The organism is Myxococcus sp. AM010, from assembly GCF_013372585.1.
Taxonomy (GTDB): domain Bacteria; phylum Myxococcota; class Myxococcia; order Myxococcales; family Myxococcaceae; genus Myxococcus; species Myxococcus vastator.
On sequence record NZ_JABXEO010000062.1, the window covers coordinates 1 to 18127 of the forward strand.

At 70.9% G+C, this 18127-nt stretch carries 20 protein-coding genes; 8 read left to right on the forward strand and 12 right to left on the reverse strand.

The window, feature by feature from the left end; genetic code table 11:
* Positions 1 to 279: 279 nt before the first annotated feature.
* From HV826_RS25100 to pdxA, 4 genes are all read left to right on the forward strand, one after another.
* On the forward strand, positions 280 to 1299 hold the full coding sequence (locus HV826_RS25100) for an alpha/beta fold hydrolase (RefSeq protein ID WP_176419550.1): 1020 nt from the start codon (positions 280 to 282) through the stop codon (positions 1297 to 1299).
* Between the two features lie 106 nt (positions 1300 to 1405).
* Positions 1406 to 2404, forward strand: a complete 999-nt coding sequence (locus HV826_RS25105; RefSeq protein ID WP_176419512.1) for a peptidyl-prolyl cis-trans isomerase — start codon at positions 1406 to 1408, stop codon at positions 2402 to 2404.
* A gap of 64 nt (positions 2405 to 2468) precedes the next feature.
* Positions 2469 to 3437, forward strand: a complete 969-nt coding sequence (locus tag HV826_RS25110; RefSeq protein WP_176419513.1) for a peptidylprolyl isomerase — start codon at positions 2469 to 2471, stop codon at positions 3435 to 3437.
* A 5-nt stretch (positions 3438 to 3442) separates the two neighbouring features.
* The gene (gene pdxA, locus HV826_RS25115; RefSeq protein WP_176419514.1) at positions 3443 to 4483 is read left to right on the forward strand and encodes a 4-hydroxythreonine-4-phosphate dehydrogenase PdxA; all 1041 of its coding nucleotides are present in this window, start codon (positions 3443 to 3445) and stop codon (positions 4481 to 4483) included.
* On the opposite strand, the gene HV826_RS25120 is transcribed toward pdxA, so the two are convergent.
* Positions 4404 to 4721 (reverse strand): (2Fe-2S) ferredoxin domain-containing protein, encoded by a 318-nt coding sequence (locus HV826_RS25120; RefSeq protein WP_176419515.1) that lies wholly within the window; start codon positions 4719 to 4721, stop codon positions 4404 to 4406. The two genes, pdxA and HV826_RS25120, sit on opposite strands and share 80 nt — an antisense overlap.
* Positions 4722 to 4760: 39 nt before the next feature.
* On the reverse strand, positions 4761 to 6341 hold the full coding sequence (locus HV826_RS25125) for an AgmX/PglI C-terminal domain-containing protein (RefSeq protein WP_176419516.1): 1581 nt from the start codon (positions 6339 to 6341) through the stop codon (positions 4761 to 4763).
* Positions 6342 to 6663: 322 nt separating this feature from the next.
* On the opposite strand from HV826_RS25125, the gene HV826_RS25130 reads away from it, so the two are divergent.
* Positions 6664 to 7095: a nuclear transport factor 2 family protein gene (locus HV826_RS25130; protein ID WP_176419517.1), complete on the forward strand. Its 432-nt coding sequence runs from the start codon at positions 6664 to 6666 to the stop codon at positions 7093 to 7095.
* A gap of 138 nt (positions 7096 to 7233) precedes the next feature.
* Positions 7234 to 7815, forward strand: coding sequence for a carboxypeptidase-like regulatory domain-containing protein (locus HV826_RS25135; protein WP_255217397.1), 582 nt, complete (start codon positions 7234 to 7236; stop codon positions 7813 to 7815).
* Here the strand turns inward: HV826_RS25135 and HV826_RS25140 are convergent.
* The 9 genes from HV826_RS25140 to HV826_RS25180 all read right to left on the reverse strand — a co-directional run bounded on the left by HV826_RS25140 (position 7778) and on the right by HV826_RS25180 (position 16275).
* Entirely contained in the window at positions 7778 to 9181 is a 1404-nt protein-coding gene (locus HV826_RS25140; RefSeq protein ID WP_176419518.1) for an aminopeptidase P family protein, read from the reverse strand. The two genes, HV826_RS25135 and HV826_RS25140, sit on opposite strands and share 38 nt — an antisense overlap.
* 15 nt (positions 9182 to 9196) lie before the next feature.
* Entirely contained in the window at positions 9197 to 9577 is a 381-nt protein-coding gene (locus HV826_RS25145; RefSeq protein WP_013936365.1) for a response regulator, read from the reverse strand.
* Complete coding sequence (locus tag HV826_RS25150; RefSeq protein ID WP_176419519.1) at positions 9577 to 10305, reverse strand: sensor histidine kinase; 729 nt, start codon at positions 10303 to 10305, stop codon at positions 9577 to 9579. The genes HV826_RS25145 and HV826_RS25150 overlap by 1 nt, the downstream gene beginning before the upstream one ends.
* Positions 10306 to 10308: 3 nt before the next feature.
* Positions 10309 to 11076: a response regulator gene (locus HV826_RS25155; RefSeq protein ID WP_163777161.1), complete on the reverse strand. Its 768-nt coding sequence runs from the start codon at positions 11074 to 11076 to the stop codon at positions 10309 to 10311.
* The gene (locus HV826_RS25160) at positions 11073 to 12473 is read right to left on the reverse strand and encodes a sensor histidine kinase (protein ID WP_176419520.1); all 1401 of its coding nucleotides are present in this window, start codon (positions 12471 to 12473) and stop codon (positions 11073 to 11075) included. The genes HV826_RS25155 and HV826_RS25160 overlap by 4 nt, the downstream gene beginning before the upstream one ends.
* Complete coding sequence (locus tag HV826_RS25165; RefSeq protein ID WP_176419521.1) at positions 12470 to 13084, reverse strand: RedB protein; 615 nt, start codon at positions 13082 to 13084, stop codon at positions 12470 to 12472. The genes HV826_RS25160 and HV826_RS25165 overlap by 4 nt, the downstream gene beginning before the upstream one ends.
* Positions 13085 to 13379: 295 nt before the next feature.
* Positions 13380 to 13715, reverse strand: a complete 336-nt coding sequence (hpf, locus tag HV826_RS25170; protein WP_140797039.1) for a ribosome hibernation-promoting factor, HPF/YfiA family — start codon at positions 13713 to 13715, stop codon at positions 13380 to 13382.
* Positions 13716 to 13933: 218 nt separating this feature from the next.
* Positions 13934 to 14944, reverse strand: coding sequence for a zinc-dependent alcohol dehydrogenase family protein (locus HV826_RS25175; protein ID WP_176419522.1), 1011 nt, complete (start codon positions 14942 to 14944; stop codon positions 13934 to 13936).
* A 62-nt stretch (positions 14945 to 15006) separates the two neighbouring features.
* A complete protein-coding gene (locus HV826_RS25180) occupies positions 15007 to 16275 on the reverse strand; it encodes a hypothetical protein (RefSeq protein ID WP_176419523.1) in 1269 nt (422 codons plus the stop codon).
* A gap of 171 nt (positions 16276 to 16446) precedes the next feature.
* On the opposite strand from HV826_RS25180, the gene HV826_RS25185 reads away from it, so the two are divergent.
* Positions 16447 to 16707, forward strand: a complete 261-nt coding sequence (locus HV826_RS25185) for a hypothetical protein (protein WP_255217398.1) — start codon at positions 16447 to 16449, stop codon at positions 16705 to 16707.
* A 7-nt stretch (positions 16708 to 16714) separates the two neighbouring features.
* Here HV826_RS25185 and HV826_RS25190 read toward each other — a convergent pair whose 3' ends face one another.
* Entirely contained in the window at positions 16715 to 17209 is a 495-nt protein-coding gene (locus HV826_RS25190; protein ID WP_176419524.1) for a hypothetical protein, read from the reverse strand.
* Between the two features lie 124 nt (positions 17210 to 17333).
* Between HV826_RS25190 and HV826_RS25195 the strand changes: the two genes are divergently transcribed.
* On the forward strand, positions 17334 to 17861 hold the full coding sequence (locus tag HV826_RS25195; protein ID WP_176419525.1) for a pyridoxamine 5'-phosphate oxidase family protein: 528 nt from the start codon (positions 17334 to 17336) through the stop codon (positions 17859 to 17861).
* Positions 17862 to 18127 lie beyond the last annotated feature (266 nt).

Consider the following 18127-nt stretch of genomic DNA (forward strand, 5'->3'; position numbering starts at 1 on the left):
CCCCTCCCCCACCACGCCCAACAGCCGCACCTGGTGCCGCTCCATCTTCCGAAGGGCCGCCAGAAGGGTATCCGTGGGAAAAACGGTGGCGATAAGGGAGGACCACATTTCCTTCCAAGCTTGCTTCCGCCGCATTTCCACGTCCTCCGAGTCGTTGCCTACATCTCCCTGCAACAGTCCTGCCGGGCAGGGGCCTGCTCACCAATGAACACGGCATGGCCCCGTGGTCCGGCTTAGACTGGTGACGTGACTCGTCGACAGGTGGCACGGCTGGGCCGGATGGCGGACCTCTTTTCGCGGACGATGGCGCGCGGGAAGGAGGGGTTGCTGACGCTCAGCTTCCGCCCGGATGAGCTGTACCGGGTGCCCACGGACGACGGGGCCTCCATTGCCCTGGGCCGCTACCACGCCCGAGGCGAGAAGCGCTTCGCCCAGCCCGTCATCCTCTGCCACGGGCTGGGGGCCAACCGCTTCCACATGGACTTCGACGAGCAGTACAGCCTGGCCCGCTACCTGGCCCGCGCTGGCTTTGAAACATGGGTGCTGGAGCTGCGGGGCCGGGGGCTGGCGGGCGACTGCCCGGATTTCAACTTCGACGACCAGGCCGAGCACGACGTGCGCACGGCGGTGCGAACCGTCTTGTCCACAGGTGCGAAGGAAGTGCTCTGGGTTGGTCATTCCAAGGGCGGGCTGATGCTCTACGCCCACCTGGCGAAGACGCCGCAGGCGCCCGTGCGGGCGGCCGTGGCCCTGGGCAGCCCCTTCACCTTCGCGGTGCAGCCGGGCCTGCGCACCTTCATCCAGAAGGTGGAGCCGGTGCTGAAGCTGCGGGTCATCCCCACCAGCCGCGTCACCAGCATCGCCCTGTTCGGCGCGCCGCCGGGGCCCATGAGCCGCTACATGATGCTGGCGGAGAACATGGAGCCGGAGGTGGTGCGGCGCGCGCTGGCCAACGTGCCCGCCGACATCGCCGGCGGCGTGGGGCGCCAGTTCGCGCGGTGGATCACCACCAACCGCTTCACGTCCTACAACGGCGAGCTCGACTACCGCGAGTCCCTGTCCCGGGTGACCATCCCCTTCCTGCTCCTGGCGGGCAGCAAGGACCTGCTGGCCCCGCCCATGGCGGTGGCGCGGGCCAAGGAGTACCTGGGCGGCCCGGTGAAGGTCCTCGTGGCGGGCAAGGCCCACGGCTTCGGGGCGGACTACGGGCACGCGGACCTCGTGCTGGGCCGCCGGGCCCCGGACGAAATCTTCCCGCTGATAGAGGCGTTCCTCTCCGCACACGCGACGCGGCCGTAGGCCCGGTGAGGTTGTCCGGTCCTGCCCGGCGTGCTACCGGAACGGGCCTCGCGCCATGACTGACGGCTTGCCACCCTGGAGCCCTCCCCCTCACGAGGCCCCGCGCATGCGCTTTTCTCCCACCCGCGCCTTCCTGGTCCCACTCGCCATCGCGCTGGCGGCGGGGCTGGGCCTGCCCGCCTGCACCAAGCCCGTGAAGGAGACGCCGGAGGCCCTGGTGGTCGCCAGCGTCAACGGCGAGGTGCTCAGCCGGGCGGACTTCGAACAGGAGCTGTGGCGCGAGCTGGCGCTGTCGGACGTGTCCCAGCGCACCTCCGAGGACGTGGAGCCCTTCAAGCACGCGCTGCTCGACACGTACATCCACCGGATGATGCTCCTCCAGGAGGCGCGAAAGCACAACGTCACCGTCACCCCGGAAGAGGTGGACCGGGGGGTGCTGCGGCTGTCGGGGGATTATCCGGCGGGCAACTTCAACGAGGTCCTCGCCCAGGGGCAGCTGTCCATGGCGGAGCTGCGCTCGCGGGAAGCGAGCCGGCTGACCATCGAAAAGCTGTTCGCCAGCCACGTCTATTCGCGCGTGGCGGTGACGGAAGAGGAGCTGCGGGCCTGGTACGCCGCGCACGCGCAGGACTTCCACGAGCCCGAGCAGGTCCACGCCGCGCAAATCGTGGTGAAGGGCCTGGACGAGGCACGGCGGCTGCAATCCCAGCTCAAGTCCGGCAAGAAGTTCGCGGACCTGGCGCGCAGGTATTCGCTCAGCGCGGACGCCAAGCTGGGGGGCGACCTGGGGTTCTTCCCCCGGGGGCAGATGCCGCCCGCCTTCGACGAGGTGGTATTCAAGCTGGGGGTGGGGCAGGTTTCGGACGTGGTGTCCACCGAGTACGGCTTCCACCTGTTCCGCGTGCTGGAGCGCAAGCCGGCGCGCAAGCGGGAGTTCGCGGAGGTGCGTGCGCTGGTGGAGGGCAAGCTGCTGGAGCAGAAGCGGTCGCAGGCGCAGGAGACGTTCGAGAAGGAGCTGCGGCAGAAGGCGCAGGTCCAGGTGAACGAGGCCACGTTGCAGGCCATCCGCGGGCGAGCGGCGCCCCAGCAGGCGACGGCGGAGTGACGACGGAATCGAAGACCGGGGCGGCGGTTGGACGCGCCCGGGGTGGTACGGAAGGATGGCAGGAATGAAGAAGCTGGTGGCGGCAATCGCGGCGGTGGCGCTCCTGGGGAGCGGCGGGGCGGCGCACGCGGAGCTGGTGGACAAGGTGGCCGCGGTGGTGAACCGCGACATCATCGCGCTGTCCGAGGTGCAGCAGCGCGCGGCGCCGGAGATGGCCCGCGTCAACGACCCGGACCCGCGCAAGCGCGGCGAGCAGCGGCTGGCGCTGATGAAGACGGCCCTGGACACCCTCATCGGCGAGAAGCTGATGGAGTCCGAAATCGCGCAGCTGGGCATCACCGCCACCGAGGCGGAGGTGGATGAGCTGGTGGCGGACGTGCGCCAGCAGAACAACATCACCGACCCCGCGCAGTTCGAGCAGCTCCTGCTGGGGGAAGGCCTCACCATGGCCACCTACCGGGACATGATGCGCAAGCGCATCCTGAGAGACCGCCTGCTGCGCATGAAGGTGGGCCCCCAGGTGAAGATCACCGAGGAGGACCTCAAGGCCGCCTACACGCAGTACACGCGCCTGGAGAGCGGTGACTCGGAGGTCCACGCGCGCCACATCCTGGTGCAGGTGGACGCCAAGGCCACGGCGGAGCAGGTGGAAGCCGCCAGGCAGCGGGCGGAGGCCATCGCCACGGAGGCGCGCCGGCCGGGCATGGACTTCGCTTCGCTGGCCCGCGCCCGCAGCGAAGGCCCCAGCGCCGCGGACGGGGGAGATTTGGGCTGGTTCAAGCGCGGCGTCATGGTCGCGGCCTTCGAGAAGGCCGCGTTCGGCCTCCCCGAGGGCGGTGTCAGCGCGCCGGTGCGCACCAACTTCGGCTGGCACGTGCTGAAGGTGGAGGAGCGCCGCTCGGTGGCCGCCGCGTCGTACGAGGAGATGCGCTCCAAGCTGGAGGGCAAGCTGCTCCAGGAGAAGACGGAGAAGTTCCTCGACCAGTACGTGCAGGAACTGCGGCAGAAGGCCAGCATCGACGTGAAGATGTAGCCGCCATGGGACTTCCGCTCGTCGGCATCTCCCTGGGGGACGTGTCGGGCATCGGGCCGGAGGTGACGGCCGCGGCCCTGACGAAGCCCGCCGTGCGCAAGGTGCTCGTCCCCGTCATCTTCGGGGACGGGCCCACGCTGGCGCGCTTCCCCGCCTTGCGCCGCTACGCCCGCGTGGAGCCCGGGGCCCTGGGCCGCGTGGAGGGCCCCACCGTGGTGGAGGTGACGCGGCTCCCGGAGAAGGACCGCGCGCCCGGAAGGCCCTCGCGCGAGGGCGGCCGTGCGCAGTACGCCTTCGTGACGGCGGCCATCGACGCGATGCGGGCGGGACACGTGGACGCGCTGTGCACCGCGCCCGTGTCGAAGGAGCAGATTTCCCGCGCGGGCATCCCCTTCATGGGCCACACCGAGGTGCTGGCGGCGGCCTTCGGCGTGGAGGTGATGATGCTGATGGACGGGCCTCGCGTGCGCGTGGCGCTGGCCACCAACCACGTCCCCCTGGCGGACCTGCCGCGCCTGCTCACCGTGGACGGACTGACGGCGCAGCTCAAGCTGCTGTCGCGCAGCCTGGAGCCGGTGGTGGGCCACAAGCCGCGCATCGCCGTGCTGGGGCTCAACCCGCACGCGGGCGAAGGGGGGCTCCTGGGACGCGAAGAGGTGGAGGTGATTGGCCCCGCCATCCGCAAGGCCCGCGCGGCCCGGGTGGACGCGCATGGGCCCCTCCCCGCGGACGGCCTCTTCGCGAAGCCCGACGCGGTGGGCGCGCGCTACGACGCGGTGCTGGCCATGTACCACGACCAGGGGCTCATCCCGGCCAAGGCGCTGGACTTCGAGCGCACCGTGAATGTGACGCTGGGCCTGCCCGTGCCGCGCACGTCTCCAGACCACGGCACGGCGTACGCCATCGCTGGCAAGGGAGAGGCGAGCTGCGTGCCCATGGTGGAAGCGCTGCTCAAGGCCGCTCAACTCACGGGGGCCCGTCTTTCGCACCGGACAACGCGGCGACGTGCTCGGCCAGGTCCGCTCCGTCCTTCGCGGGGTCGATGAGCTGGACGTGCGCCCCGGAGCCACTGTCCGGGAGCACCATCACAGACACGAGGCCTTCGGGGCACTCCCCCAGACACCCTGACTCCATCACCCGCGTCCGCTCCGCGAGCCCCCGACACGCCAGGGCCGCCTGCAGCCGGCCCGGCAGGTCCACGCCACCGGCGCTGACCTCCAGCCGCATGAGGCAGCAGTGGCAGACGTGCAACTCCGTGGGCTCCGGGGGTTCGAGCGCTGACATTCCAGGAGGGAGCATAGGAGCCAGCGAGCCGACCCCGCCTCAGAAAATGAAGGGGAAGCGGATGGGCTCCCGCATCCGCACCTGATGCACCGGGAAGGTCCAGCGGCGCACCACGTCCTCGATGCAGCGCGCCAGCGGCGTGGCGCGCAGCGCGGCGGTGTCCATGGACACGTTGAGCGTCTCGCCGCTGGGGAGCACCGACCACTGCACCATGAAGCGGCCACCGGCCTCCATCGGCGTGCCCCGCGCGTGTGAGCGCAGGCATGCGGTGATGGCGGGCTGGTTCGTCAGCACCACCTGCTTCACGTCCTCCGGCGTGAGGTGCGCCTTCACGTCCACCGCGGGCGGCACGTAGACGGTGCGCGCGGACGCCTCCGCCTTCGCGCCCTCCGCGTCCGCGTCTTCGGTGAAGCCCAGCTCGCGCGCGAAGTCCTCGTCGAGGTCCGCGTACGGCCCCTTCTCCGACGTGTCCTCCTCCTCCACGGCCTCCACGGCGACGTCGCCCGGGGAAGTCGCGATGCTGTCATGAGACGCCGCGCCCTCCGCCTCCGGGTCTCCGAAGTCGAGCTCGACGGGCGCGGGAGGCAGGGCCGATGCCGCGTCCGTCTTCGCGGGGGCCTTGCGCTGGATGGGCGCGGGGCGCACCACCGCGAGCGACTCCGCCACGGGCGTGCCCGGGGTTCGCGTCGGCTCCGAGGCAGGCGCGGAGGCGCGCAGTCCCTTCGCCGCGTCCTGAAGAAGCGCCGAGCCCATGCCCGGCTGCGTGCTGGAGAGCGCCACGGACGACGCGGCACCAGAGATGCGCGAAGAGGGCGCGAGCGCCGGCTCCGACGATGAACCGCTCACGGCGGCCTCCGAGGACGTGCTTGCTCCGCTGGCGTGCCCCGACGGGACGGCGGTGCGCATCGCGGCGCCAGCGCCCGCCGAGGGCAGGCCCGCCTGGGCGTCGCCGCTCGCGCCGAGGACAGCGCCGTGCGCCGTGCGCCGGAGGGCATCATCGACGCTCACCTGCGTCCCCGTGGAATCGCCGCGCACGGAGAGGCCCGCGACCAGCAGCAGGCCCGCCGTCAGCGCGCCCACGGCCGCCGCGCCCATCAACGCCCCGGGACGAAGGCCCAGGACACGGCCTGTCCTGGTCGCGCGCGCACGACGCCGCCGCGCGGCTTCCAGGTGCGCATGCGTCGGCGCATCACCCCACATGGGCGCATCCGGCGCACGCGCCAGCACATGCTCCGCACGCGGCGGCAACAAAGCGCCCAGGGACGTCACCAGCTTCGCGCCAGGCGAAGTGCGCATCCACTCGGGAATCTCCACCGGGGGCTCGGGCAACACGTCCAACGCGTGCGAGGTGGACGGCGGCAGGCGGGCCAGCCACTCCGTCTCCTCCTCCGCGAGCGCGAGCAGCGCGCGCATGCTCGCGGAGACCTCCGCCACGGGTGCGGTGGCTTCCACGGCCGCGTCGTCTTCACACGCCTCGAGAAGCTCACGGTCGAGATACGCGTCGAGGTCTCCCTCCAGCACCTCGCTCACGCGCACCGTGCCGCGCGGCTCCAACGCACCTGGAGTGCCTTTGCCCTGGGTACGGAACTGCCCTTCAGTTCCGGAAAGAAGCTCGTCCACACGCCCTCCCTCGCCCGCGCTGCACTCACCGGCCCTGACTTCGACAGGGCGTGCAACGTAGGAACCCGTCCTCGTCGCGCCACCCCCACTGTTCGTCCTAGAACGCTGTGCCCCCTGGAGGCACCGCGCCTGTCCACTGCTTCACCGGATCAACCCACGGCGGATGGCGCGCACGCGGACCCGCAACTTCGCGCTCCGGAAATTCATTCCGCACGCGTGCATGCGCGTTGTACTCACGCCCCCCATGTATCGAGCGCTCCTCGCATCCACCCTGCTGGCCGTCTGTGCGTGCGGCCATGTTTCCACCCGGAGTCAGTCACCCATGAGCACACCTTCCGCCGACGACACACGCACGCTCACGGAGCTCGCAGGCCGCGTCATGCGCGCCATCCAGACGAAGGACCTGGAGACCATCAAATCGCTCACGGCCGAGGACTTCATCTACCGGGGCGCGGACGGCACGGAGGCGAACCGGGACGCGTTCGTCGCGAGCATCGCGGAGATTCCTGGCGAGCTGACCTCCGTCGAGGCCGACGGCATGCGCACGTATGTCTATGGCGACACGGCGGTGATGGCGGGCCTCCAGCGCTCCGGCCTGAAGATGACGGATGGCGCCGAGGTCACCGACGCCGTGTACTTCACCGACGTGTGGCAGCGCCGCGACGGGCAGTGGAAGATGGTGTTCGCGTTCAGCAGCCCGGCCGCGCCCACCGAGGCTCCGCAGGCGCCCGAAGCCGCACCGCCGCAGCAGTAGCCGCTGCCCTGACGTCCCACCGGGACGTTCCACACCCCACACCTCCGATGCGCGGCGTCAGGCGCCGCGCACTCCACGCCGCGGCGCCGCCTGTGCAACGCGCGCGGCTTGATACCCTCCGAGCAGCGGGAGGCCGTCATGATGCAGCGCTTGCACGGTGAGCGCCGGTGGAGGCTGCCGGCCCAGGGGGAAGACTGGCTCGTCGTACCGTCCGTCGACCTGGAGCGGCTGAAACACCCGCACGCGCCCGTCCCCGACGTCTTCGTCAGCGCCGCCTTGAAGCGCTGGCTGGCCACCCCCGCCGCGCACACGCTGTATGCGATGTACGAAGCGCTCGGAGGCAGCCGCCCGCTGGGGCTGTCCGGCCTGGAGCGCGGCCGGTACGAGCAGCGGCTCCAGCAGCGGCTCACCGAAGCCTTCACGCATCACGAGCTGGTGGCCCTCCCCATGGCGCGCCCGGTGCTCCTGCCCACGCCCTGGCCAGAGCCGCCGCCGCGGACGTTTGAGGAAGCCCCCGTCGAGGAACAGACGTGGCTGGCCATCGAGCTGAAGGACGAGGAGGGCAGCCCCATCCCCCACGCGCGCTACTTGGTGACGCTCCCGGATGGGAGCACGCGCGAAGGCACCCTCAACAAGAATGGCTACGCGCGCGTGGACGGCGTGAACCCCGGCCAGTGCCAGGTCACCTTCCCGGAGCTGGACGGGCAGAGCTGGTCATGACGGCCTCGATGTCGGAGGCCTCCTTGGGGATGGCGGCGGTGAGCACCTCGTTGCCACCCGGCGTGACGAGCACGTCGTCCTCGATGCGAATGCCGCGCACGTCCGCGTAGCGCGCCAGCACGTCGCGCCGCAGCCTGTCCCCCGCGCGCGCCATGAGCCGCGCGTCCGACAGGATGGCGGGCACCTGGTACAGGCCGGGCTCAATCGTCACCGCCATGCCGGGCTCCAGGTCCCGGTCCAACCGCAGCGAGCGGTGGCCGAACTCCGGCGAGCGCGCGCGGCCCGGCGCATACCCCGCCCGGTCCCCCAAATCCTCCATGTCATGCACGTCCAGGCCCAGCAGGTGGCCCACGCCGTGCGGGAAGAAGAGCGCGGTGACGCCGTCCACCACCAGCTCCTCCGCATCTCCCCGGAGGATGCCCAGCGCCACCAGGCCCCGCGCCAGCTCCCGGTGCGCGGCCAGGTGCACGTCGCGGTAGCGCGTCCCCGGACGGACGGCGTCGATGCTGGCCTGCTGCATGCGCAGCACGACGTCGTACAGCTCGCGCTGCGTGGTGCTGAAGCGCCCCGTCACCGGCCACGTGCGCGTCACGTCACAGGCGAAGCCGGCGGGGCTCTCTCCGCCCACGTCCGCCAGCAGCAGGTCTCCCTCGCGCAGCGTGTGGTCATAGCGCAGGTTGTGCAGCACCTCGCCGTGCACGGTGACGATGGGCTGATACGCCGGCCGCACGTCGCGCGAGACGAACTCCGCCTCCATCGCGGCGCGCACCGCGGCCTCCAGGATGCCAGGCCGCGTGGCGCGCATGCCCGCCACGTGGGCCGGCGCCGTGACTTCCGCGGCCTGACGCAGCTGCGCCCGCGCGGCGTCGTCATGGCGGAGCCGCAGCGCAATCATCGCGTCCGCCAGCGGCACGTCCACCGCCGCCAGGTGGCCGGGGCGCACCTCGCGGCCCAGCAGCGCGGCCACGTCCAGGCACGTCTCCCAATCTGGAGTGGGCAGCGTCGCCACGTCGCGGCCCTTCAGCGCCGCGGGCAGCTCGGCGCGCGAGCGCACGGTGCAGCCCGTGCGCTCCGCGATTTCAGCGAAGCCGGGCACCGCGCCGTCCCACAGCGCGTCGTCGGGACCGGGCTCGGGCAGGTACAGCGTCCAGCCCTGGCCGTCATGGAAGCCCACGCCGTCTGGCGTCGCGAGCCCGAAGAGGTAGAGGAAGTGGCTCGACGCGCGAAAGGGGAACTGGTCGGCGGCGTAGTTGCGCGGGCGGGGGCGGCTCGACGCCAGCAGCGCGGGCGCGCTCCCCAGGACCTTCGCCAGCTGCTCCCGCCGTCGGGTGAGAGCGGAGCGCTCGGAAACGGAAGGGAGCAGCATTCTGGAACCTCGCGTTCAGGCCCCCAGCGGGCGCTGGGGCAACAGCTTGAAGAGAAAGGCCAGCAGGTCATCGAAGTGGCCGCCCTTGCGGAAGACGGCGTCCACCGGCATGTCGATTTTCCCGTCATGACCGGTGACGAAGACGACCTTGGTCTTCGGCATGTGGTGGCGCACCAGCGGAATCAGCCCCGTCCCAAAGCCGTCACCCAGGCTCTGGTCCAACAGCACGGCGTCATACGCACGAGGCCGGTTCAATAATCCCGCGGCCTCCGAATAGGAGCCGGCGGTGACGACCGCGAAGCCCGCATCCTCCAGCAGCGCGGACAGCGTCATCCGGTTGGAAGGGTCGTCCTCCACGAGCAGCAGGCAACGCCCGAACGTCCAGTTCGTCTCCATCACTTGCTCCCCCGAGTCACGTCACTCCGGTCATGCGCCCCGGCCTCCGCGCCCGTGAATTGGATCTCCACGTAGGTGCCCCCGGAGGGGCCCGCGCCCAGGTCCAGCTGCCAGCCATGTCGCACCGCCGTCCGGTGGACGATGCTCAGCCCCAGGCCGGCGTGGTGGGACCGCGTGGTGAAGAAGGGCTCCAGCGCGCGGGAGTACGCCTCCGGCGCCAGGCCCTCTCCCGTGTCCTCCACGCGCAGGCACACGCCGCTCTCGGTGTCGCGCGTGCGCACCGTGAGCGTGCCACCGCGCGGCATGGCCTCCAGCGCGTTGTCCACGAGGCAGCGCACCAGCAGCGCCAGGTCCTCCGCCTCCAGCGGGACGCCCCTCTGCTCCTTCAGGTCGCGCACCACCTCCACGGACGGCGGCACCTGGGCCTCGGCGAGCGCGTGCTCCACGCCGACGCGGGCGCTGCACCGGGGGCGCGTGCCGCCAGTGGGCGGCGGCGCGCGCTTGGAGAGCACGTCCTCGGCGGACGTCAGCTCCTTTTCGATGAGCTGGAAGAAGGTCTCCACGCGCGGGTCCGCGCTCCAGAGGTCCGTCTTCTTCACCTGCCGCATCAAGTAGAACGAGGCGTTGCGGATGCTGGCCAGCTTGTTGCGCAGGTCGTGCCGCAGGGTGGAGGCCACCACGTCCGCCACCGCCGCTCGCTCACGCGCCTGGAGGTCTCTGCCTGCCATGGGTCAAATCCTCGCGCCTTGCGGCCCTTGCTGAGGCCGGCCTCGCACCCGTGCAATCGCCTGGACCAGCTCGCGCAACGGTACCGGCTTGGTCATGCACACCACCGCGCCCTGCGCCGCCACCCTGCGCAGCATCTCCGGCACCACGTGGCCGGACACGGCGATGATGGCGACGGACAGGTTCGCCGCGCGCACCTTGGACACCAGCTCCGGCCCGCTCATCTCCGGCATCACCAGGTCCAGCACGCAGACGTCGTACTCCCCCGAACGCAGCGAGGACAGCGCCTCCTCTCCGCTGTACACGGCGCGCGCGCGCAGCCCCACCGTGCTCAGGGCGCGCACCATGCCGCGCGCCACCTGTTCGGTGTCGTCTACCACCAGGACCTGGGGCGCCGCCGCCGCGCGCAGCACCGTGTCCAGCGCGTGCGCCACGTCGAAGGGCTTGGGCAGCACGGTGAAGGCGCCCTCGGCGAGCGCGTCATCCACCAGCTCCTCCGCCGTGAAGGCCGTCATCAGCACCACCGGCATGTCGGGGCGCTCCTGCTTGATGCGGCGCAAGAGCTCCACACCGTGCAGGCCGGGCATGCGGATGTCCGTGAGCACCACGTCCACGGACTGCTTCTCCAGGAGGCGCAAGGCCTCCTCACCATTGGCCGCCTCGAGGACCGTGTGGCCCTCCAGCTCCAGGTTCGCGGCCAAGGTGATGCGAAGCGACTCCTCGTCGTCGACCAGCAGGATGCGCGCGGGGGCCACTGCGACGTCCTCCATCATGCGGCCTGGGCCGCCGCTGCCGCGGGGAGCTCAATCAGGAACTCACTACCCCGCTCCGCTTCGCTGCGCACAGAGATTGTGCCGCCATGACGTTGCACCATGTTGGCGACAATGGCCAGCCCCAAGCCGGTGCCACGCGTCTTCGTGGTGAAGAGCGGCTCGAAAATCTTGGGCAGCACCTCCGGAGGAATCCCCGCGCCGTCATCCACGACCCGGACACGCCAGGGGCTCGCGTCTCCACCTTCCGCCACGACTGAAACCTCTCCCGTGCGCCCCACGGGCATGGCCTCCACCGCGTTCTGCACCAGGTTCACCAGGACCTGGCGGAACTGCTCCTTGTCCAGGTGTGGCACCGGCAACGACTCCGGCACGTCATTGACGATTCGCACCCCTTCCCGCTGCGGCACCACGCCAATGGCCTCGTCCACCAACGGACGCAGCGGACACGGCTGGAGCGCGGGCGGACGCTCGCGGGCGAAGTCGAGCAGGTCGGAGATGATTTTCGCGCAGGCGTTCAGCTCGCGCTCCATCAGCCCCAGGAACTGGGGCACCCGTGGGTCATTCGCGGCCCCCGCCGGGTCCTTCGTGAGCTTCCGGGAGAGATAGGCGTGGGAGTTGCGCACGGCGGCCAGCGGGTTTCGCAGCTCGTGCCCCACGCTGGCGGCCAGCTGTCCCACCGCGGCCAGCTTCTCCACGCGGATGAGGTGCTCCTGGAAGCCGCTGAGCTCGCGCAGGGCGCGGTCCAGCTCGCGCGCCTTCGCGTACTCACGCTCGCGGGCCAGCTCCAGCTCCGCCCGGCGCACCGCCACCTCGCGCAGCTCGCGCAACATGCCCCGGCACGAATACACCAGCACCACGTCGATGAAGGCCACCCAGAAGGCGTGCTCCACGAAGCGCCACAGCTCCGGCGGAAAACCGCCGTAGAGCGAGTGCGACCACAGGGTGCCGCGCAGCACGTGGTCCACGACGGTGGTGATGCTCGCGGTGAGCAGCACCCACGGGTCGCGGTACAGCGCCAGGAAGGCCAGCGAGCCGAAGATGTGGAAGTGCGTCTCCACCCGGCCGTCCGTCAGATAGATGAGCAGCGAGGACCAGAGCGCCTGGCACACGGCCACCACGTGACGGGTGGGCGTGGAGCCCGGGCGCCAGCGCGCCATCAGCATCGGGAAGGCGCTGAGCAGCGTGCCCACCAGCACGGCCGCCTGGAGCTGCGCACCGCTGCCCCGCGGACCGAACAGGGCGATGACGATGCCCACCACCCACTGGCCCAGCATCAGCCCCGCGAAGAGCCGATCCGTGCGGACCTGCACCGCGGACAGGTGTTCGCGAAACAGCCGCGCGGCGCGCTCCTTGAGCGCCAGGGGCGGGCTGGACGTCTCATCCCGCGCCGGGTTCATGGCGCGCTCCCGCGGGGGTCTTCCAGCTCACAGCCGTAGACGGCGTGTCCGGACAGCGCCTCCGGCGGCGCGTCCCCCAGCAGGGCCTCCACCGCGGCGCGCCCGGCGTTGTCGCCCGCGTGGCCCCGGGCCGGCGTGATGCCGCCGCTGAAGCGCAGCGTCCCGCCCGCGTCGTAGAAGAGCACCTGACCGGAGGTGACGGCGCCGAAGCGCTCCGCCTGGACGCCGCCCTCGTCGCGCAGCGCGGTGACGCCCGGAATCGCCGCCGCGGAGCGCCACAGCTCGCCCTGCTCCCAATCCTTGCCGGTGCCCTCGGGCTTGAGGAAGAGCACGAAGGCGTCCAGCCGCCCCCGCGCCTTCGCCATCACCCACGAGAGCTCGCCCAGGCTCGCGCGCGTACAGGGGCAGAGCGGGTGCGCCAGCATCACCAGCGTGGGGCGGCCCTCCACGCGTGGCACGGTGGAATCCCCGGGCCAGCGCGCGGGCGCCGCCAGGGACTCGCCGGGCGTGAGGGAGTAGCGAGCCATGGCCAGCGAGCCCGCCACGACGCCGCCGAGCCAGATGACGCCGGACACCACCCACCACCCACGCTTGCCCACGGGGCCCCTCATCGCTCAGCCCCCGGACTCGCCCGCGACCCACGCAGGCGCCCCGCGCACGGAGCCGTGGCGAACTTGGCAAGTGAGGCTGTCGAGTGGACGGCGGCGGTGGTGACGAGGTGGGGAGCCTCGGCGTCGACCCGCAGCACCTGGAGGCGCTGGGCTTTCATGGCGTGACAAGCCCCACGATAGCGCTCAGCACCCCAGGCCTGTCATGGGTTTGAATGGCAAATGTTCGGAAGGTGCGTCGCGCGACCGCCCAGCTGGATGTCTGTAATGGGAATGAAGCGCCGCGCGAGGCACACCGTCACCGGTGGTGCGTGTGGAGCGCGTCCGCGTAGTGTTGGAGCTGGCGCCTGGCGGCGTCGAACGCGTCCGTCACCGCTTGATAGGCATCCTCGTGCCCGGTGCGCGCCTGGGGGTCCCGGGTGGCGACGATGTTCCTTCCCGGCACACTCACATCCACACGCACGTGGAAATGCCGGCCGTGCTGCTTGTGCCGGTGCGGCTCCTCCACCACCACGTGGCACCCCACGATGCCGTCGTAGAACTGCTCCAGCTTGCCGGCGTGGTCGCGGATGTACTCGCTCAGGGCCTCGCTCGTCTCCATGCCCCGATAGGTGATTTGCAGCGCTCGGTTCATCGTCCGCCTCGCGTGGTGGTGCCCCCAAGAAGGGGGCATCGGGTTGCCTTCCCGTCCGATGCATTTGGGCGGCCAGCGCGCCAGGTCCGCGAAATTCCATCAGCGCCACGAAAGCCACACGCTGCGTTTGCGGCGAAATGGGACACCGCCGCAGTCCCTGCGTGGCGATTTGCCCCAGCGCCCCTGGGAGGCGGGCGTGGGCCGGCCCGGGGCCACGCTCAACCCCGGGCCGCCACCTGGAGCACCGCCGCGCCTTGTACCTGGCCCCGCCGCAGCGCGGTGAGGGCCTCGTTGGCGGCGGACAGTGGGAAGGTCTGCACCAGTGTGCGCACCGGCACCGTGGGCGCGAGCGCGAGGAAGTCCAGCGCATCCGCCCGGGTGAGGTTCGCCACCGAACGCACCACGCGCTCCTCCCACAGCAGCGCGTAGGGGAACGAGGGGATGTCGCTCATGTGGATGCCACCGCACACCACCACACCGGCCTTGTCCACCGCCCGGAGCGCGGCGGGCACCAGGGCGCCCACGGGCGCGAAGAGGATGGCCGCGTCCAGCCGCTCTGGAGGCACGGTGTCCGAATCCCCCGCCCACTCCGCGCCCAGCTCCCGCGCGAACCGCTGGCCCTCCACGTCCCCCGGCCGGGTGAAGGCGAAGACGCGCCGGCCTTGATGGCGCATGACCTGGATGAGCAGGTGCGCCGCCGCGCCGAAGCCGTAGAGGCCCAGCAGGCGCCGCTCCCTCCCCGCCATGCGGAGGCTGCGAAAGCCGATGAGGCCCGCGCACATCAACGGCGCGGCGTGGACGTCGGTGTACTCGGACGGCAGGGGGAAGCAGAAGCGCTGGTGGGCCACCGTGAACTCCGCGTAGCCCCCATCCAGCTGGTACCCGGTGAAGCGGGCCTGCTCGCAGAGGTTCTCCTGTCCGGCGAGACAGAAGCGGCAGCGGCCACAGCTCCAGCCGAGCCAGGGGACGCCCACTCGCGTGCCCACGGGAATGGCCGTCGCCCGCTCGCCCGCCGCCTCCACCGTGGCCACGATTTCATGGCCGGGGATTAGCGGCAGCCTGGGCTTCGGTAGCTCACCGTCCACGACGTGCAGGTCGGTGCGGCAGACCGCGCAGGCGCGCACGCGGAGCAGCAGCTCCTCCGGGCCGGGACGGGGAATGGGCAGCCGCGTCTCACGCAGGGGCTGCCCTACCTCGCGCAGCACCATCGCGCGCATGCTCCCTTCCATGCTTCACCTCCTGGCGCGTGCGCTCCAAAGCAGAGCGCCCGGGGTGAAGATGGAGGGGCTCCTCAAATCTGGACACCCGCGAGCAGGCCCGGCCACATGCGCACGGTGGTGCGGCCCTCGTCCGCGACGTGGCGCCACTGCGGCCCGATGCCCAGCTCATTCCAGCGGTCGCTGTCATCCCAGGTGACGAGCGTGTTGGCGCTGACGCCACCGAACACCGCGAAGTGCCGCGCCACCTGCCAGCCCGCCATCAGCCGCAGCTGCCCCAGGACATGGTCCGTGTCGTCGAAGAGCCGCTTCGTGTGGACGGTGCTGCCCACCACGTCGATGTCGACGAAGAAGCGGCCCGCGGGGATGTGGCCGCCCAGGCCCGCGCCCATGACATAGCGACGACGGTCCTCGTTGAGGGAGGGGCTGTAGCCCACCGTGAACAGCGAGTAGATGTGACGGCCGCCCAGCTTCACGCCGACGTTGGTGAGCGCCACGTCGCTGGCCCAGGCCTGCACATGGGCCTGGCCGCCGCCGACGAAGCTGAGGATGCCCACCGCCTCGCCGTCCAGCTCGCGGGCCACGTTGAGGATGCCCACCTGCGCGCCCGTCACGTTGCTGGCGATGTTGATGATGCCCACCTGCGCGCCGTCCACCTCGCCGCCCACGTTGATGATGGAGAGCTGGGCGCCGGAGAGGCTCCGCGCGTAGCTGACACCCGAGGACATCTGGAGCCCCGTCATCTGCCCCGCCACGTTGAGGCCCGCGGAGGCCTGGAGGCCGTGGACCCGCCCCGCCGCGATGTTGGCGCCCACGCCCAGCTGCGCCCCCAACAGGCCCTTCCCCGCGATGTTGACGCCCACGCCCAGCTGCGCGCCATTCACCGCGCCCGACGTGATGTTGCCGCCCACCGCGAGCTGCGCACCTTCCGCATCCCCGCGCACCACGTTGACGCCCACCGTGGACTGGAGGCCCAGCAGGTCCGCGCCGGCCACGTTGGCGCCCACGGAGAGCTGCGCGCCCGTCACCGGCCCCCGGGCCAGGTTGGCGCCCACCGCGAGCTGCGCGCCGCTCAGTCCACCTTCCCCGACCCAGTTGCCAGCAATCGACATCGCCAGGCCGTCCACCCGCTTCGCGTGCGTCGCCACCAGGCCGATGGACACGTTGTTGACCACGTTGCCGGTGTGGAAGCCCGACGTGCTCAGGCCGGGCACCAGGGTGAGGCTGAACGGGATGTGCACCTCGTTCGCGTCCGTCTCCGTCGTCTCCTCGGCCGAGGCCGAAGCCGAGAACGCCACCACCGCCGCCATCATCCCCGCGCACACCGAGACCTTGCGATTCATCGCCTGGACCTTCCCTGGACTGTTTTGAATGCGGCCCGGCCCGCGTCGCGCGAGCACCCGGGCCAGGAGGAATCATCGGGAGGCGTCACCGCCCCGCTCGCGCAAGGGAACACCGGCACCGCGCGGAACTGTCACCCGTCCGCTTCAGCGCAGCCGCTAACATCGCGCGCCATGTCCTCCCGTGCCCCGTCCCGCCGCGACGTGCTCACCGCGACCCTGGGTGGCCTGCTCCTGCCCGGCTGGGCCGCGGACATCGACTGCACCAGCTGGGCCCAGGTGTTCCTCAAGTTCATCCTGGGACACCCGGCGGTGCACTGCCCGCTGCCCGCCACCCGCAAGCCCTCGCACGCCGCCGACAACGTGCGCGCGGGCTTCGGCCGGATGCCCGACGAGAAGCTCCGCGCCCGCATCGTGAAGGCGCTGGAGGGCTGAGCGGCGGCTACAGCTCCGGGTCCGGCGTGTACTGGAGCTCACCCGTGGGCTCCAGCACCAGGCCCGTGCCGGGCTCGTCCGCGTCGTCGTCGCGGCCCACCTCCAGCACGGACTCCTTCGCGTCCCACTGGCCCAGGTAGTACTCGCCACCCGCGGCCATGCAGGCGCGGCCCTCCGACACCACCGTCTCCACCACTTCCTTGAGGTCGCTGGTGGCGCGCAGCAGCGTCCACGACTTGCCGTCCTCCTTGAAGCCCTCCACCAGGTCCTTGAGCTCGGCGTCGCGAGGCGCGCCGTCGGGCAGCGTCTGACGCTCCCACGTGCGCGGCTCGCGCCGCGGCTGACGGGCCTTCCACGCGCGCGCCAGCGCCAGCAGCTTCTCCTCCGCCGCCTCCTGGAGCGCGTGCATCTCCTCGGGCAGGTCAATCTCCTCCAGCGCCAGCACCGCCGTCTCCAGCTGCAGCGCCTTGAGGCTCCACTCGTTCCACTCCGTCTTCAGCATCCGAACCCTCGCTTTCCTGCTCGGCCACCTACCACACGCCCGCCTGCCCTGGCGGCGGCCAACCTACCGCCATGTGCCCGCCGACCTCCGCGCTGCCTACCTTGTGCTCCCAAGGGAGGCAGCGATGGCCAGGAAGAAGAAGGACACCCAAGACGTCACCGAGCACTTCGATGACCTCATCAAGGGCATCAAGGTCGCGATGATGACCACCGTGGAAGCGGACGGCAGCCTGCGCAGCCGCCCCATGTGGACCCACGCGCGGGACTTCGACGGAGCGCTCTGGTTCTTCACCCGCGAGCATTCACCCAAGGTGGACGAGGTGACGCACGACCACCACGTCAACCTCGCGTACTCGGACCCGACCCGGGACCGCTACGTCTCCGTGAGCGGCCGTTGCCGACTGGTGCTCGACAAGGAGAAGGCCCGCGAGCTGTGGAACCCCACCCTCAAGGCCTGGTTCCCCAACGGCTTGGACGACCCCGAGCTCGCCCTGCTCTGCGTCCGCGTGGAGAAGGCCGAGTACTGGGACACGCCCAACAGTCGCATGGTCCAGCTCGCTGGCATGGTGAAGGCCGCCTTCACCGGCCAGCCCTACGCACCGGGCGACCACCAGAAGCTCGACCTGGACGACAACGCCCCGCTGCCCCACTGAGCCGGACCGGGTCCACCGGAATGGGCCTATATAAAAGGAGGGACGGCGCCTCGCGACGGCTCCGCCCCCTCCCGTCCCACTCACACCTTCTTCAGCCTCTACACAGGGTGGGTCGCCATGAACCCATGGCGGACCTGTCCGAGGAGTGTGCCGTGGATGTCGTCCTTCTGACGACCTGGTGTTTCTCTGACAGCGTCGATCTCCTCGCCTTGTACCTCCGGCTGGGCTGATCCATGAGTGCGACGCCTTCGGGTGGTAAGAGCCGC

Coding starts and splice junctions, on each gene's coding strand:
- HV826_RS25100 (WP_176419550.1), top strand. CDS start 280: ATGGCGGACCTCTTTTCGCGGACGATGGCGCGCGGGAAGGAGGGGTTG.
- HV826_RS25105 (WP_176419512.1), top strand. CDS start 1,406: ATGCGCTTTTCTCCCACCCGCGCCTTCCTGGTCCCACTCGCCATCGCG.
- HV826_RS25110 (WP_176419513.1), top strand. CDS start 2,469: ATGAAGAAGCTGGTGGCGGCAATCGCGGCGGTGGCGCTCCTGGGGAGC.
- pdxA (WP_176419514.1), top strand. CDS start 3,443: ATGGGACTTCCGCTCGTCGGCATCTCCCTGGGGGACGTGTCGGGCATC.
- HV826_RS25120 (WP_176419515.1), bottom strand. CDS start 4,721: ATGTCAGCGCTCGAACCCCCGGAGCCCACGGAGTTGCACGTCTGCCAC.
- HV826_RS25130 (WP_176419517.1), top strand. CDS start 6,664: ATGAGCACACCTTCCGCCGACGACACACGCACGCTCACGGAGCTCGCA.
- HV826_RS25135 (WP_255217397.1), top strand. CDS start 7,234: ATGATGCAGCGCTTGCACGGTGAGCGCCGGTGGAGGCTGCCGGCCCAG.
- HV826_RS25140 (WP_176419518.1), bottom strand. CDS start 9,181: ATGCTGCTCCCTTCCGTTTCCGAGCGCTCCGCTCTCACCCGACGGCGG.
- HV826_RS25145 (WP_013936365.1), bottom strand. CDS start 9,577: ATGGAGACGAACTGGACGTTCGGGCGTTGCCTGCTGCTCGTGGAGGAC.
- HV826_RS25150 (WP_176419519.1), bottom strand. CDS start 10,305: ATGGCAGGCAGAGACCTCCAGGCGCGTGAGCGAGCGGCGGTGGCGGAC.
- HV826_RS25155 (WP_163777161.1), bottom strand. CDS start 11,076: ATGATGGAGGACGTCGCAGTGGCCCCCGCGCGCATCCTGCTGGTCGAC.
- HV826_RS25160 (WP_176419520.1), bottom strand. CDS start 12,473: ATGAACCCGGCGCGGGATGAGACGTCCAGCCCGCCCCTGGCGCTCAAG.
- HV826_RS25165 (WP_176419521.1), bottom strand. CDS start 13,084: ATGAGGGGCCCCGTGGGCAAGCGTGGGTGGTGGGTGGTGTCCGGCGTC.
- hpf (WP_140797039.1), bottom strand. CDS start 13,715: ATGAACCGAGCGCTGCAAATCACCTATCGGGGCATGGAGACGAGCGAG.
- HV826_RS25175 (WP_176419522.1), bottom strand. CDS start 14,944: ATGGAAGGGAGCATGCGCGCGATGGTGCTGCGCGAGGTAGGGCAGCCC.
- HV826_RS25180 (WP_176419523.1), bottom strand. CDS start 16,275: ATGAATCGCAAGGTCTCGGTGTGCGCGGGGATGATGGCGGCGGTGGTG.
- HV826_RS25185 (WP_255217398.1), top strand. CDS start 16,447: ATGTCCTCCCGTGCCCCGTCCCGCCGCGACGTGCTCACCGCGACCCTG.
- HV826_RS25190 (WP_176419524.1), bottom strand. CDS start 17,209: ATGCTGAAGACGGAGTGGAACGAGTGGAGCCTCAAGGCGCTGCAGCTG.
- HV826_RS25195 (WP_176419525.1), top strand. CDS start 17,334: ATGGCCAGGAAGAAGAAGGACACCCAAGACGTCACCGAGCACTTCGAT.